Genomic DNA, 14,604 nt, shown 5'->3' with positions numbered 1-14,604 from the left:
GACAGGGTCTAAGCTCAACCCTTAAGGATATTGCTTGAGTTCATAAAAGTTGCGAGCCGTAACAGCAAAAAGGCGACGTTCAAACTTTCGTTATCCTGTCGCCCTTTCATTTCTCAAATAAACTTAGGTTAGCCTAAGTTTATCTTATTCTATTTTTCAGCTATTTCTACCGGATCGCCCTTCACAAAGAAGCTGGCTAAGTAGGTTAATAGACCGATAAAGAATACTACGCCAGAGATCTCACGTAACCAATAGAACAATGCAATGTTATCTTGCGTTGCCATAAAGGAAAGCGCCTGACCTGATTCTGGAATACGCTGCATCCAAATCTGCAAGATCCCTGCAGCCGTTAGGAATAGCGTGATGAATACCATCGCGATAGTCATCAACCAGAAGCTCCACATTTCTACCGTCTGAGCCTGACGAGAGTTGCCGTTTGGACGTCCACGCATTACTGGCATTGCGTAAGAGATCATAGTGATAACGATCATTACGTATGCGCCATAGAATGCCATGTGCCCGTGAGCAGCTGTTACCTGAGTGCCGTGAGTGTAATAGTTTACTGGCGCCAAGGTGTGCAAGAAGCCCCACACGCCTGCACCCAAGAATGCCATTACTGCACAACCTAACGCCCATAATGTAGCCGCACGGTTAGGATGCTCACGACGACGACGGCTTACCATGTTAAATGCAAACACAGTCATCATGAAGAACGGAATTGGCTCTATTGCTGAGAATATTGAGCCAAGGTAGTGCCAGTACTCAGGTGGACCAATCCAGAAATAGTGGTGTCCAGTACCGATAATACCCGAGATCAATGCCATCGCAATAATGATATACAACCACTTCTCAATAACTTCGCGGTCCACACCGGTGACTTTAATCAATACAAAGGCCAAGATAGAACCCATGATCAATTCCCATACACCTTCCACCCATAAATGAACAACCCACCACCAGAAGTACTTATCTATAGCAAGGTTGATTGGGTTATAGAACGCAAACAGGAAGAATACAGCCAAGCCAACAAGACCTGTCATCAATACAATATTGATAGCCGTCTTACGACCTTTAAGCATTGTCATACCGATGTTGAACAAGAAGCCCAACGCGACAACAACAACACCAATTTTGGTAATCGTTGGCATCTCAAGGAATTCACGCCCCATGGTTGGGAGTAAATCGTTACCGGTAATTTTGGCTAGCGTTGCATAAGGAACTGCAAGATAACCAATAATAGTCAGCGTACCTGCCGCTGCAAAAACCCAGAATAGAATCCATGCTAATTTGGTGCTATATAGCTCGGTTTCCGCTTCTTCAGGCACTAAATAATAAGCAGCACCCATAAATCCGAATAATAACCATACAATCAGCAAGTTGGTGTGAACCATACGTGCTACGTTGAATGGTATTTCAGGGAATAGAAAATCACCCACCACATACTGTAAGCCGATAATCAGACCAAATACGATCTGACCGACAAACAACGCAAGGGCAAAAATGAAGTACGGCATCGCAGCCGACTGTGATTGAAATTTCATTCTGCTCTCCTTAACCTTCTATATTAGGTGGCCAACCGTTAGTGTTGATGCCGTTTGCGTACTTAAGAAACGCAGCCAGATCTTCTAACTCTTGGTCATTAAGGTTAAATTGTGGCATTTGACGACGACCCGGAACGTTCGTAGGCATCGCATTCATCCAGGCTTTAATAAAGCCCACAAATGCTTCGTCATTTCCCATACCGCGTCGGTCGTACACGTTACCTAGCTCTGGTGCAAAGTAAGCACCTTCGCCAAATAAGCTATGACAGCCTAGGCAGTTATTTTCTTCCCAAAGCATTTTACCGTTAGCAACAGATTCCGTTAAATTTTCACGGTTATCTCGCTCCGGCATCGCTTGCATAGTGTCGAACGTTAGGCCTAGAAACAACAGTATAAAGAAGGTACTACCCCCCAAATAGATGTTTCTGGCCATGCTCTTGGTAAAGCGCTCAGCCATTTCGATGCTCTCCTTCGTTATTAGCAATTGTTGTCAGCAATTGAGTGCAAGCTAAAGGTACTCGCACCCTGATGTAAAACCCTTGATTTTGGTCAACCTTCTCATTTTTAAAAAATATTTTTTGTATATGTAATCAATAAACTGCCTCTTACTTATCAATAGATTTATGAAAATACCAATTTAGAGGTATATAGAGATAATACCGTTCTTACTAAAACCATAATCTAGATCAATCTTTTGTTATTTAGTAAATCGAAAATTAACTGTCCTAATTTCTCTTGATTATGGTCAAGGTTTGTAATCCTTTAGAGGCATAACGTTAGCTCCGACAATTAGTCCTTGAAGGGAGACGTCATCAATGAAAAAAACTCTAACACTTGGAAAACTAGCCGCAGCAGTCACCCTGACTACCGCAGCGCTTTCCGGAAGCACTGGAGCATTTGCTGCAGCTGCTAAAAGCCCAACCTTAAGCGATGCTGACTTTGAAACAGCAAAAACACTATATTTCCAGCGTTGCGCTGGTTGTCACGGTGTTTTACGTAAAGGCGCAACAGGTAAGAGCCTTTTACCTGAAGAAACCTTGAAAAAAGGTCAAAAGCGTCTAGAGAAAATCATCTCTTACGGTACTGAAGGCGGCATGAACAACTTTGACGATATCTTTAGCAAGAAAGAGATATCTATGCTGGCTACTTACATCCAGATGGAACCACCTGTTCCACCTGAAATGTCTTTAGACATGATGAAAGAGTACACAAAAGAGTACGTTGCACCAAAAGACTACCCAACAAAGCCTCTACACGGTCTTAACTGGAAAAACTTTTTTGTTGTTATCGAACGTGATGCCGGTAAAGCAGCTATCATCGATGGTGATAATCACAAAATCGTGTCTCACATCGATACCGGTTATGCAGTACACGTAATCAAAGGTACTGAGCACCATAAGACAGATGCTAAGCCTAAAGATGAAGTAGGTCGTTTCTGGTACACCATCGGTCGTGACGGTAAAGTCAACAAGATCGATTTGTGGCAGACACCTGACAAGATGTTGGTTGCAGAAACTAAAATGGCGTATGACGCACGTGATATCGCGGTATCAGGTGATGGAAAATACGTTATTGCCGGCGGTTACTGGCCACCACACTTCGTTATCATGGATGCAGAAACGCTTGATCCATTAAAAGTGGTTTCTTCTCGTGGTATCAACGTTGACGGCGAATACGTAAACGAAGCACGTGTTGCAGCAATTTACACCACACCTAATGAACCAACCTGGATGGTTGCAATTAAAGAATTAGGTCAAATGTGGCAGGTTGATTACAGCGACATTAACAACTTACGTATCGACCAAATGGATACCGCTAAGTTCTTACACGATGGATTCTTCGACCCAACCGGTCGTTACTTCCAGATTGCAGCAAACGCGTCTAACCAGATGGTTGTTGTCGATACCAAAGAGCGTAAGCTTGAGAAGATCATCGATGTTGCTTCTCTTCCACACCCAGGACCAGGTGCTAACTGGACTGATAAGAAGTGCGGACCTGTTGGCGCAACCACTCACCTTGGTAAGGGCGAAGTATCTGTTTGGGGCAACGACCCAATCGGGCACCCTGATCAAGCGTGGAAAATGTGCTACACCGTTGAAACTGACGGCGCAGGCGTATTCATCCGAACTCACCCAGATTCACAGTACGTTTGGGCAGATCAGTTGAAGCACCCAGAGCCAGAAGTTCAGCAAAGTGTTCAGGTTTTCGACAAAGATACACATAAGATTGTTAAAACAATCCGTGTAACTGAAGAAGAAGGCAAAGCAGCACTTCACATGGAGTTCAACCAAGACGGCACAGAAGTTTGGGTTTCAGTATGGAACCGTGCTGATGCGAGCAACCCTACTGGTGAGATCGTAGTTTATGATGCGAAAACACTTAAAGAGATTACTCGCATCAAAGGTCTAACTACACCTACTGGTAAGTTCAACGTTTACAACCGTATGAACCACAAAACTTAGTAGTTGTAATTGAGGGCATTTAACAATGCCCTCTTTTTACTGCACGTCATAAAATGCAACTTATCGATGACGTACAGCAAGCACAAAGAACAGCAACATAAAATAAACGTATTAGCCTTTTGCATTAGCCCCATAACGCAAAGGCTAATAACGTTAAAAAAAGAATCAGGTTAAAAATCTGTAAAAGACAAGGTAATAGAGCTTGCCATAAGCAACCACTCTATTACCTTCTCCTATTTGAGCAGCCTGGGTGGAGCAAAAGCAATGAAGAATAAGTCCTGGTTACAGGAACTTTTATCCAAAAAAATTATTCTAGGTACCACAATCGGAACCTCCCTAATATTTATGGCTATCGGTGTCATTTTCTGGGGTGGATTTAACTGGTCTCTAGAAATGACTAACACTGAAGAATTCTGTATCTCATGCCACGAAATGGAGGAGAACGTTTACGTAGAATATAAAGAAACTGTTCACTACAGCAACCGTTCAGGTGTTCGTGCAACCTGCCCTGATTGCCATGTACCTAAAGACTGGTTTCACAAAATTCAACGAAAAATACAGGCATCTAACGAAGTTCTGCATAAGATATTGGGCACCATTGATACGCCCGAAAAATTTGATGCTAAGCGTCTTGAGCTCGCGAAAAACGAGTGGAAACGCATGAAGCAATCAGATTCTCGTGAATGCCGAAACTGCCATAATTTTGAGTCTATGCACCAAAATTCTCAAAAGCCACGCGCACTTAAACAGCACACAGCGGCCATTCAACAAGGTAATACTTGTATCGATTGTCACAAAGGTATAGCTCACAAGAGCGTGCGCCATCTATTAACAGATGAAGAGCTCGAAGAGTTAGAAGCCCCCGACCCTGAGATGGCCAGACCCAATGCAACGTTACACTTATTCCAGAAAGATATTGAAGATGCTGAAAAAGCGGCAATAGAAGCGGAACAAGAAAAACTTCGTAAAGCAGAAGAAGCGGCTAAGAAAGCTGAAGACGCTAAAATAGCTAAAGCAGAAGCGGCTGCAAAAGCTGCGGAGTCAGGTTCTACTGCACCAGCCCCTAAATCTGAAGGCGCTACAAGCAGTGTAAACTGGGATGCAGTACCGTCCAGAGACATCACGCTGTTCTTCCCCGGAACGGCTTCAATTGAGTGGATTCATGGTCGAGAGCATGGCGGTAAACGTGCATTCACCAAAGGTGATCGCTGTATTGAGTGTCATGACTCTGAAACCATGGATATGGGTGAAAAAATTGTAACAGGTGAAAAACTAGAAGAGTCTGTTATCCCTGGTAAACGAGGAAGCATTCCAGTGACGGTTCAAGCCTCTTATGATGCTGACAACCTATACATGAAGTTTAGCTGGCCAGAAGGTTCACATGCGGCTATCCCATTTGCTGACGGTGGTAAAATGGACCCTGCAAACCAAGTTAAGCTAGCCATGATGTTTGGCAGTGATGATGTTGAGTTTGCTGATCGATCTGGTTGCTGGGGAAGCTGTCATGATGATGTCAAAAATATGCCTGGTGAAGTCGATGACGCCACTATTAAAGCATACGCAGACGCTTCAAGACTGGATACATCAGGCGGTATTACTAAGTATATTTCCGAAAGCCGTACCGATATTGAATACAAAGGTAAGCGCGGCGCTAAGCTGGGTGGCTGGGATAAACTTAAGTCTGAAGATGAAATTAAAGCGGCACTTGCCGGCGGCGGCTTTTTAGACCTTATTCGTTACGAAGTAGGCACAGGTAAAGTTGAAGACGGTTACCTATTAGACGAACGTAAGATGAGTGGCGGACAAGGGGCAACCTTTACCTCAAACTTAACTGACGGTATCTGGACAGTAGAAATGACCCGTAAACTTAATTCAGACAAAGCAGGCGATGTTAGCTTTGACACTGACGGGGTTTATAACTTCGGCTTTGCCATCCATGATGACTTTAGTGATTCACGTTTCCACCATGTATCACTTGGCTATCGCTTAGGGTTCGATAAAGACGAAGAAGGCATTGAGATAAATGCTACCAAGCAATAAGTAATCTCCTCCACTTGGTAGGTTTTGCTCACCAAGTCCTTCAAGCCACCCAACAGGGTGGCTTTTTTGTTTCCGTTATTCATAACAAAAAATGGGGGCATTACGCTAAAAGCAGCGCATCAAGTTAAAAGCATTATTTATACGCGATTTTGTGCGCTTTCAGCACCTCAGCCATTAAATTATTGAGTTCAGTCAAAGTAGCCACCCAACCATTAAGCTATGTTGACTACTATCAATCGGCAACCAATAAAGCTATGTCAGTATGTATCTAAAGATGGGGTCAGCTGACATTTAAAGCTGAGCTAGGCGATAGACTAAAACGCTTTCAAAACATCACTGGAGTTAGTAATGCTAAGTAGATTCATTATGTTTTTTGCAACATTCTTGCTTTCGGTATCTGTGTTGGCAAGTGAAGTGGCCGATGTCAGCATTAAAAAATTTGAGTTTATACCAAAAGAAATTACCGTTAAAAAAGGCACAAAGGTTCGTTGGACAAATAACGAAAAACGACAATATCACAGCGTTTGGTTTGAAGAACGTGGGGACGCCGAATCTGACTACTTCTTTCCTGAAGAAACCTATGAACTCGAGTTCAACGAAGTAGGAACATTCCCTTACCGTTGTGGACCACACCCCAAAATGCTGGGTGTAGTCATCGTAACCGAGTAAGACGAAAACGCACTAACAGTAATAACACGCCAACACTTCAAGACAGTGACCGAGATTTATATGTCAAATATCGCAGTAAACGCAAGCAACTCCATGCAAATGGTCGCAGCAGCAGTCATGGTGTTTTGTATGGCTATTACCCAGCACACCATCGCAGGAGAAGCCCCCAACAGCACGAGTAAAAACTCGATCACTCAAACTAGAGCGACCGAACTAGCCCATATGGTTAAACATGACTGCGGATCTTGCCATGGTATGACCTTAAAAGGAGGGCTAGGCCCTTCCCTACTGCCAGAACAATTTAAAGATAAGAACGTTGAATATATTAAATTATCGATCCTTCATGGACGAAATGGCACCGCGATGCCTCCTTGGAATGCAATCCTCAGTGACAATGATGCCGAATGGATAGCAGAGTATTTACTCTCAGGCAAAATTAACCAATCAAACCAATAACAGACCGCTTTGGAATCATGACAATGCCAACCATCAAAACGCTAAATCTTAAAGCAGCCATTCTAGCGACTACCTTTTCTATGACCACGGTATTAAGTGGCTGTGCTGTCAGCACCAGTACTGATGCCGACACTAGTGCCGAGACGAACATCCAATATAAGGCAAGTGGAGATCTAGGCACTATTATTGAAAGAGCTGATGGCGCAGTATCGATCGTCAATACCACTCAAAAAACAGTTGAAGGTCGTGTCGAAGGGTTAGGCGACTTATCTCATGCCTCTATTGTTTATTCCCGAGATGAGCAGTTTGCCTATGTCTTTGGCCGAGATGGTGGCCTGACTAAGGTTGATATCCTTAACCAATCCATTGAAAACAGAATCATTCAAGCCGGAAACAGTATCGGAGGTGCAATTTCACAAGATGGAAAACTCGTCGCCGTCTCCAACTATACGCCTGGTGGCGTTAAAGTCTTTAATGCAGAAACCTTAGAACTAGTCGTTGATATTCCTGCTATCTATACTGATGAAAATGGCGAGCAAAAACAATCAAAGACCGTAGGGTTGGTCGATGCACCAGGGCAAAAATTTGTATTCAGCCTGTTTGAAGGTAACCAAACGTGGATCGCAGACTTTTCTGCATCAGCCACATCTTCAAATGCAGCCCCTAAAATAACTAAGTTGAAAAACACAGGCAAACAACCTTATGACGCACTCATATCGCCAGACGGCCGTTACTATATAGCAGGCCTATTTGGACAAGATGGCCTAGCGCTTCTTGACTTATGGCACCCAGAGAAAGGCTCTAAGATTATTCTTCCTAACTATGGAAAAGGCGAAGCACGCCTACCCGTCTACAAAATGCCTCACTTAGAAGGCTGGGCTGTAGCAGGGAACTATGCATTCGTTCCAGCCGTAGGTCGACACTCTGTATTAGTGATCGATATGAATACTTGGACTCAAATACGTGAAATCCCCGTATACGGGCAACCAGTATTCGTTATGGCTCGTCCCGATGCTCGTGAAATTTGGGTCAATTTCTCATTCCCAAAAAATGACACATTACAAATTATCGATGCTGAATCATTCGAGCTTAATAAAACCTTAACGCCCGGAAAAGCAGTACTCCATATGGAGTTTACACCTCGTGGCGAAGAAGTTTGGGTGTCTGTTCGAGATGAAGATACGGTAAGAATTTACAACACCGCAAACTACGAAGAAGTCACATCGCTGAAAGCACTTAAACCAAGCGGGATATTTTTTACGTCCCGTGCACATCGAATCGGACTATAATCGGAACTTAAAAATGAGCATAATTACTGTTGATTCGCTAGGCCAACAAATTATTGATCGCTACCAAAAAGGATTTCCGCTGTCAGCATCACCATTCAAAGACATCGCAGATGAGTTAGGCGTGCAAGAACAAGACGTTCTTGACACTATTCAGTCATTGCAAGAAAGCCAAGTTGTCTCTCGCTTAGGGCCAGTCTTTAACCATGAAAAAGTAGGCGCTAGCACATTAGCCGCGATCTCAGTACCTGAAGCACTTTTGGGCGAAGCGGCCGAGCTTGTCAACTCGTTTGACGAGGTCAACCATAACTATGCACGCGAGCATGCCTATAACCTTTGGTTTGTTGTCACTGCAACCGATCAGCAACACCTCGACAAGACCTTGCAAGCTATAGAAACTAAAACAGGTTACCCCATTCTGAACCTACCTATGGAACAGGCATACCACATAGACTTAGGTTTTAAGTTGAATTGGAGCTAATACGCGATGACAAATAAAAACAACATATCAACATTCAGCGACCAGCCAACGCTAAGCGAACGCCAACAGCAAGCACTCAAGTGCGCTATCCAAGAGGGGCTACCGATAGATGCCCGCCCTTATCTAGTATTAGCGAATATCATTGGTGGCAATGAGCAGCAAGTGATCAACTGCATTGAAGAGTGGATTAATAACGGCCTAATTAAGCGTTTTGGCTTGGTCATAAAGCATCATAAACTGGGCTATAACGCCAATGCGATGGTCGTTTGGAACGTACCTGATCAGCAGGTTGATGAAATCGGCGAGCGTATTAAGCAGTCAGGCCTCGTGACCTTGTGTTATCGACGCCCCAGAAGACTGCCCGAATGGAACTATAACCTATTCTGCATGATTCACGGCAAAGATAGAAACCAAGTGCTTGACCAACTTAATCAACTTAAAGACGCATGTCAGCTATCTGATATCAAGCACGATATTCTGTTCAGCTATAAACAATTTAAACAATGCGGTGGACGCTTCCATAAACAGCATAGTGAACCCCATGCCACTCAGTGGGACCCAAACAAAAAGGCCATCAACCATGGATGAAATAAACCGTAAAATCATCAACCAATTACAGCGAGGGTTTCCGATATGTGAACGCCCTTATGAAGAAGCGGCAAAGACCCTCGATATTACTGAATCCGACCTGATATCACGAATAGAATCATTATTAGAAGATAAGACCTTAACTCGCTTTGGCCCAATGTATCAAATAGAAAAGGCCGGAGGTGCTTTTACCCTAGCCGCTATGACCATACCCGAGAGCGAGTTCGATAAAGTCGCCGAACAAGTTAATGCATTTCCTGAAATAGCGCACAACTATGAACGCGCCCATAAACTCAACATGTGGTTTGTACTCGGTACCGAGAATCCTAATGAGATAGCGTCAACGATTAAAAGGATCGAAGATAAAACCGGCTACAAAGTATATAACATGCCAAAACTGGAGGAGTTCTATGTCGGCCTATATTTTCCAGTCTAACGTAAAAAAATTCACCATAACGGTTACGCTAAACCTTCGAACCAATACACCCACAACACCCGCAAGCCAGAGCCTCCGAAATGAATAACGCGCACCCAGAACGTCAATGCGGTCATGCATTCCAGCCAAGTGAGCTGGACAGAAAACTAATAGTCGCCACTCAAGAAGGATTACCTTTAACGGCACGCCCTTACCTTGAACTGGCAGAGCAACTAAACGTCACCGAAGCGGATGTCATTGAGCGAATGCAATGCATGCAAGATGCAGGCGTCATTCGCCGAATAGCTGTGGTTCCCGATCATTACAAACTGGGCTATACGCTTAACGGCATGACGGTGTGGGATGTGCCAGACGAGATGATATCAACGCTTGGTCAAAGGCTAGGATCGCTTGATTTTGTCAGTCATTGCTATCACCGCCCTCGACACCTACCCGATTGGCCACATAATTTGTTTGCCATGGTCCATGGACGCACTCAAGAAGAAGTAGATAACCACATAGAGGCCATTGTAGCGTTACTTGGCGAGCATAATCGTGGGCATGATGTATTATTTAGTAAACGAATTCTCAAGAAAACAGGCTTAAGAATTAGAAAGTAGATCTAACAAAAACATGGAGTAGGCTTGCTCAAAGTCAAGGTTCCAAAAATGATATTTCGTAAACTATATTGAAACGAAAAAAGAGAGCCTAACCATGTTCCGTATTACTCAGTATATGCAGTCGCTAATGAATCCAACACCTGTTGGCCCAGCACGCAAACCACCAGGTCCTGTGGTCATATGGAACCTGATTAGACGATGTAATTTAACCTGTAAACACTGTTATTCAATATCGGCCGATACAGACTTTAAAGGTGAGCTTTCGACCGACGAAGTTTATACCGTAATGGATGACCTTAAAGCATTTAAAGTACCCGTACTGATTCTTTCAGGTGGTGAGCCCCTGCTCCGCCCAGATATATACGATGTTTCAAAGCGCGCAAAGGGCATGGGTTTCTATGTAGGCCTTTCCACTAACGGCACACTAATTACTGAAGACAATATTGAAAAAATTGCCGAAGTTGGATACGACTATGTAGGTATCAGCTTAGATGGTATAAAAGATACCCATGATGAGTTTCGTCAATTAAAAGGTGCCTTTGACGCATCACTGCATGCAGTAAAACTCTGCAAACAGCACGGAATTAAAGTGGGCATTCGGTTTACACTCACCCAAAACAACAGTCACGAACTACCTCAGCTATTGGCATTAATGGATGAGTACGACATCGACAAATTTTACCTGTCTCACCTCAACTACGCTGGCCGAGGAAACCGAAACAGAAAGAGTGATGCATTTCATTTAACCACTCGTAAAGCGCTCGACTTACTATTTGAACGCAGTTGGTCTGAGCTTAAACAAGGAATCGTTAGAGAATATGTCACCGGTAATAACGATGCCGATGGCCCTTACCTACTGCAATGGGCAGAAAAAAATGTCCCTAGCGAGGTTGACGCGCTTAGGCAGCGTTTAGAAAACTGGGGCGGGAACTCTTCGGGTGTCAATATATCGAATATCGACAACCTCGGTAATGTTCACCCAGACACTTTCTGGTGGAACTACACCTTGGGTAATGTCAGAGAACGTAATTTCTCAGACATTTGGAGCAATCCAAACGATGAATTAATGGATGGGTTTAGACAACACCCACGCCCAGTTAAAGGTCGCTGCGCCGAATGCCAATACTTAAAAATGTGTGGTGGAAACACGCGCGTCAGAGCCTATCAGCTGACTGATGATGCTTGGGCCGAAGACCCTGCATGCTATCTAAGCAACGAAGAAATCGGTATCGAAGACAACGATGATGATCGCTTAGATATGCCTTACAACGATAATACAAGCGCCAAGTTAATTCCGGTTACTCGACAACAATAAGTCGAGCACCGAAGCCGGCCATAAAGTCTAACCAGTATTAGAATATTATAAAATAGCATCGCCTGGCAGCCCGGGTTATGGAGAGAGCAATGGTAGATCAAACCAGCGAAGTTAAAGCGCTCATGGGGAACTGCGCCAGCAACACCCCCTTACAAGCCGGAGAAGTAGCTCTAGTAGGCTCTGGGCCAGGTGACCCTGAGTTATTAACACTTAGGGCTTTGCGTCTTATTAGAGAAGCCGACATCGTTGTCTACGACAAGCTTGTTAGCGAAGCAATTATGGGCATGGTGCCTACCGATACAGACCGTATTTTTGTTGGCAAAACGGCGAACGAACACACGCTACCTCAAGAAGAAATTAATAACTTATTAGTTAAGTTGTCTAAAGAAAACAAACGTGTTGTTCGTTTAAAAGGCGGTGACCCATATATTTTTGGGCGTGGTGGTGAAGAAATACAAGTACTTTTAAGCGCTGATGTGCCTTGCAGGGTCGTTCCAGGTATTACTGCAGCTTCTGGTTGCGCAACTTATGCAGGGATCCCATTAACGCATCGTGATCATGCTCAAAGCTGCACCTTTGTGACGGGCCACTTGAAGTCAGGTAACCTCGTATTACCGTGGGAAAATCTCGCACGCCCAAATCAAACGGTTGTATTTTATATGGGGTTACAGAGTATTGAAGTCATCAATCGAGAACTTCAAGCCCATGGAATGTCCGGCGATATGCCTGCAGCACTTGTCGAACAAGGCACAACCCCCAATCAACGGGTTTATATTGCGACCCTCGATACATTGCAAGAAATGGTTGAAGATAAAAACGTTCAAACGCCTACATTGATCATCATAGGCACTGTAGTCAACGCGTTTAATGAGCAACAAAAAGAGAATATTACCACCAGCAATGTCGTACAGTTTGCAACAGGAATGTAGTTAATGAGCGAAAGTCGCAGAGACAACCCGATGGTAACAAAGCCTCAGCTTTGGAAGTGCATTTTACCTAGCCTGATACTTTTGTTATCTTCACAGAGCACTCTAGCTCAGGCTTCTTCAACACACGCGACAGCGTCTCAAATAGAGCTTTATAAAGACCATTGTGCAGAATGTCACGGGGTCAACCGAACAGGCGCAATGGGCCCTGCACTCCTGCCAGATAACCTGTCTCGGCTAAAGCTAAAAAAGGCCATCGATGTTATTAAAAATGGCCGCACCGCGACTCAAATGCCGGGGTTTTCAACTCAGCTAAATGACCAACAAATATCCACTTTAGCTGACTATGTATTTAGTCAGCCAGACGTTCAGCCAGAATGGACGTTAAAAGATATCGAGCACTCTCATATCCTTTATCATCCAAATGGAAGCCTGCCCGACAAACCAAAATTTGAGGCCGACCTTAAAAATCTATTTATTGTAGTCGAGTTAGAAGACCACTCCGCTACACTGTTAAATGGCGATACATTTGAACCCATTCATCGCTTTAAAACTCGCTTTGCACTCCATGGTGGCCCTAAGTATTCACCAGATGGCCGCTATGTTTATTTCGCTTCTCGTGATGGCTGGATTAGTAAATACGATATCTACAATATGGAATTTGTAGCAGAAGTACGAGCCGCAATAAACACCCGCAACCTAGCCATTTCGAAAGACGGTAAATATGCGATGGTCGCCAACTATTTACCGCAAACGCTTGTGTTAATTGATACGACCGACCTCAAACCCGTTAAAATTTTTGATGTGGCAGACGAACAAGGCGTGCCATCCCGCGTGAGTGCAGTCTATACCGCCCCACCAAGAAACAGTTTTATCGCTGCGTTAAAAGACCTTAAAGAAGTTTGGGAGATCCCTTATGATCAACCCGAAATAACTGTTAGAAAAATTGTCGTTGATGATTACCTTGATGATTTTTTCTTTGACCAACCCTATAACCACCTCATTGGCGCTTCCAGAGATTCCAAAGATGGCCAGGTTATCGACTTAGATTTAGGTAAAAAAATCAAGACAATCGATCTGGCAGGCATGCCACACCTTGGCTCCGGTATTACTTGGGAGTATAAGGGGCGAACGGTGATGGCAACCCCTAACCTTAAAGATGGCCAGGTGTCAGTCATTGACATGACGACTTGGGAAGTCATTAAGCGAATTGAAACTAAGGGGCCTGGCTTTTTTATGCGAAGCCATCAAAACTCAAAGTATGCTTGGGTTGATGTATTCTTTGGTCCAAACAAAGACTTAATGCACGTTATCAACAAAGAAACGCTAGAGATCGAAAAAACACTGCAACCTATCCCCGGCAAGACTGCAGCGCATATAGAGTTCACCAAAGATGGCAGTCATGCGCTAATGAGTATCTGGGACAAAGATGGCGCACTCATTGTGTATGACGCTAATACGCTTAAAGAGGTTAAACGTCTGCCTATGAAGAAACCATCGGGTAAATATAACGTTCATAATAAAACCACCTACGCGAGCGGAACGAGTCACTAGCCCTTACTGGGATATCACGACTCCGTAGCCTTGATGTAACTAAGTGGAATCAGAATTTGACCATTCCCCCTCTGGTTCCGCTCACGATATGCTTTTAACAATTTAGTGCATATACTCTAATCAAACCAATTAATGTTAACCGCCTCTCACTTACGAAAAAAATCATGAGCCCTGCCTCAAAAACTCAATTATTTTGATGAAAAATATATTCTAAATATGTAAATTTGCGCTCTAAGAAACCTGTGAGAAAC

At 43.8% G+C, this 14,604-nt stretch carries 14 protein-coding genes and 1 pseudogene; 13 read left to right on the top strand and 2 right to left on the bottom strand.

Annotated features, from left to right (window positions below; genetic code table 11):
• Positions 1-149 precede the first annotated feature (149 nt).
• Positions 150-1,541 carry a cbb3-type cytochrome c oxidase subunit I gene (locus NKI27_RS07200; protein ID WP_265048994.1) on the bottom strand — a complete coding sequence of 464 codons (1,392 nt, stop codon included), beginning with the start codon at positions 1,539-1,541 and terminating at the stop codon, positions 150-152.
• Between the two features lie 10 nt (positions 1,542-1,551).
• Positions 1,552-1,998, bottom strand: coding sequence for a c-type cytochrome (locus tag NKI27_RS07195; RefSeq protein WP_265048993.1), 447 nt, complete (start codon positions 1,996-1,998; stop codon positions 1,552-1,554).
• Positions 1,999-2,356: 358 nt separating this feature from the next.
• On the opposite strand from NKI27_RS07195, the gene NKI27_RS07190 reads away from it, so the two are divergent.
• From NKI27_RS07190 to NKI27_RS07135, 13 genes and pseudogenes are all read left to right on the top strand, one after another.
• Positions 2,357-4,003 carry a nitrite reductase gene (locus NKI27_RS07190; RefSeq protein ID WP_265048992.1) on the top strand — a complete coding sequence of 549 codons (1,647 nt, stop codon included), beginning with the start codon at positions 2,357-2,359 and terminating at the stop codon, positions 4,001-4,003.
• A 264-nt stretch (positions 4,004-4,267) separates the two neighbouring features.
• A pseudogene (locus tag NKI27_RS19325) lies at positions 4,268-4,813 on the top strand (NapC/NirT family cytochrome c); the annotation flags it as partial.
• 63 nt (positions 4,814-4,876) lie between these two features.
• Positions 4,877-6,043 (top strand): ethylbenzene dehydrogenase-related protein, encoded by a 1,167-nt coding sequence (locus tag NKI27_RS07185; protein WP_320109457.1) that lies wholly within the window; start codon positions 4,877-4,879, stop codon positions 6,041-6,043.
• 348 nt (positions 6,044-6,391) lie between these two features.
• Positions 6,392-6,712, top strand: coding sequence for a cupredoxin domain-containing protein (locus NKI27_RS07180; RefSeq protein WP_265048990.1), 321 nt, complete (start codon positions 6,392-6,394; stop codon positions 6,710-6,712).
• Positions 6,713-6,772: 60 nt separating this feature from the next.
• Positions 6,773-7,168: a c-type cytochrome gene (locus NKI27_RS07175; protein WP_265048989.1), complete on the top strand. Its 396-nt coding sequence runs from the start codon at positions 6,773-6,775 to the stop codon at positions 7,166-7,168.
• Positions 7,169-7,191: 23 nt separating this feature from the next.
• Positions 7,192-8,457 carry a cytochrome D1 domain-containing protein gene (locus tag NKI27_RS07170; RefSeq protein ID WP_320109447.1) on the top strand — a complete coding sequence of 422 codons (1,266 nt, stop codon included), beginning with the start codon at positions 7,192-7,194 and terminating at the stop codon, positions 8,455-8,457.
• A gap of 13 nt (positions 8,458-8,470) precedes the next feature.
• Positions 8,471-8,935 (top strand): hypothetical protein, encoded by a 465-nt coding sequence (locus NKI27_RS07165; protein ID WP_265048988.1) that lies wholly within the window; start codon positions 8,471-8,473, stop codon positions 8,933-8,935.
• A 6-nt stretch (positions 8,936-8,941) separates the two neighbouring features.
• Positions 8,942-9,523 carry a siroheme decarboxylase subunit beta gene (gene ahbB / locus NKI27_RS07160; protein ID WP_265048987.1) on the top strand — a complete coding sequence of 194 codons (582 nt, stop codon included), beginning with the start codon at positions 8,942-8,944 and terminating at the stop codon, positions 9,521-9,523.
• On the top strand, positions 9,516-9,959 hold the full coding sequence (locus NKI27_RS07155) for an Lrp/AsnC family transcriptional regulator (RefSeq protein WP_265048986.1): 444 nt from the start codon (positions 9,516-9,518) through the stop codon (positions 9,957-9,959). Before ahbB (NKI27_RS07160) ends, NKI27_RS07155 begins: the two co-directional genes overlap by 8 nt.
• Before the next feature lie 80 nt (positions 9,960-10,039).
• Positions 10,040-10,558, top strand: a complete 519-nt coding sequence (gene ahbB / locus NKI27_RS07150) for a siroheme decarboxylase subunit beta (RefSeq protein WP_265048985.1) — start codon at positions 10,040-10,042, stop codon at positions 10,556-10,558.
• Between the two features lie 94 nt (positions 10,559-10,652).
• A complete protein-coding gene (nirJ, locus tag NKI27_RS07145) occupies positions 10,653-11,873 on the top strand; it encodes a heme d1 biosynthesis radical SAM protein NirJ (RefSeq protein ID WP_265048984.1) in 1,221 nt (406 codons plus the stop codon).
• Between the two features lie 89 nt (positions 11,874-11,962).
• Positions 11,963-12,802: a uroporphyrinogen-III C-methyltransferase gene (gene cobA, locus NKI27_RS07140; RefSeq protein ID WP_265048983.1), complete on the top strand. Its 840-nt coding sequence runs from the start codon at positions 11,963-11,965 to the stop codon at positions 12,800-12,802.
• A 3-nt stretch (positions 12,803-12,805) separates the two neighbouring features.
• Complete coding sequence (locus NKI27_RS07135) at positions 12,806-14,353, top strand: nitrite reductase (RefSeq protein ID WP_265048982.1); 1,548 nt, start codon at positions 12,806-12,808, stop codon at positions 14,351-14,353.
• Positions 14,354-14,604: the final 251 nt, after the last annotated feature.

The sequence above is a fragment of the Alkalimarinus alittae genome (genome assembly GCF_026016465.1).
GTDB classification, from domain to species: domain Bacteria; phylum Pseudomonadota; class Gammaproteobacteria; order Pseudomonadales; family Oleiphilaceae; genus Alkalimarinus; species Alkalimarinus alittae.
Note: the sequence above shows the minus strand (reverse complement) of the source record. Positions and strands in the feature narration are given on the sequence as shown.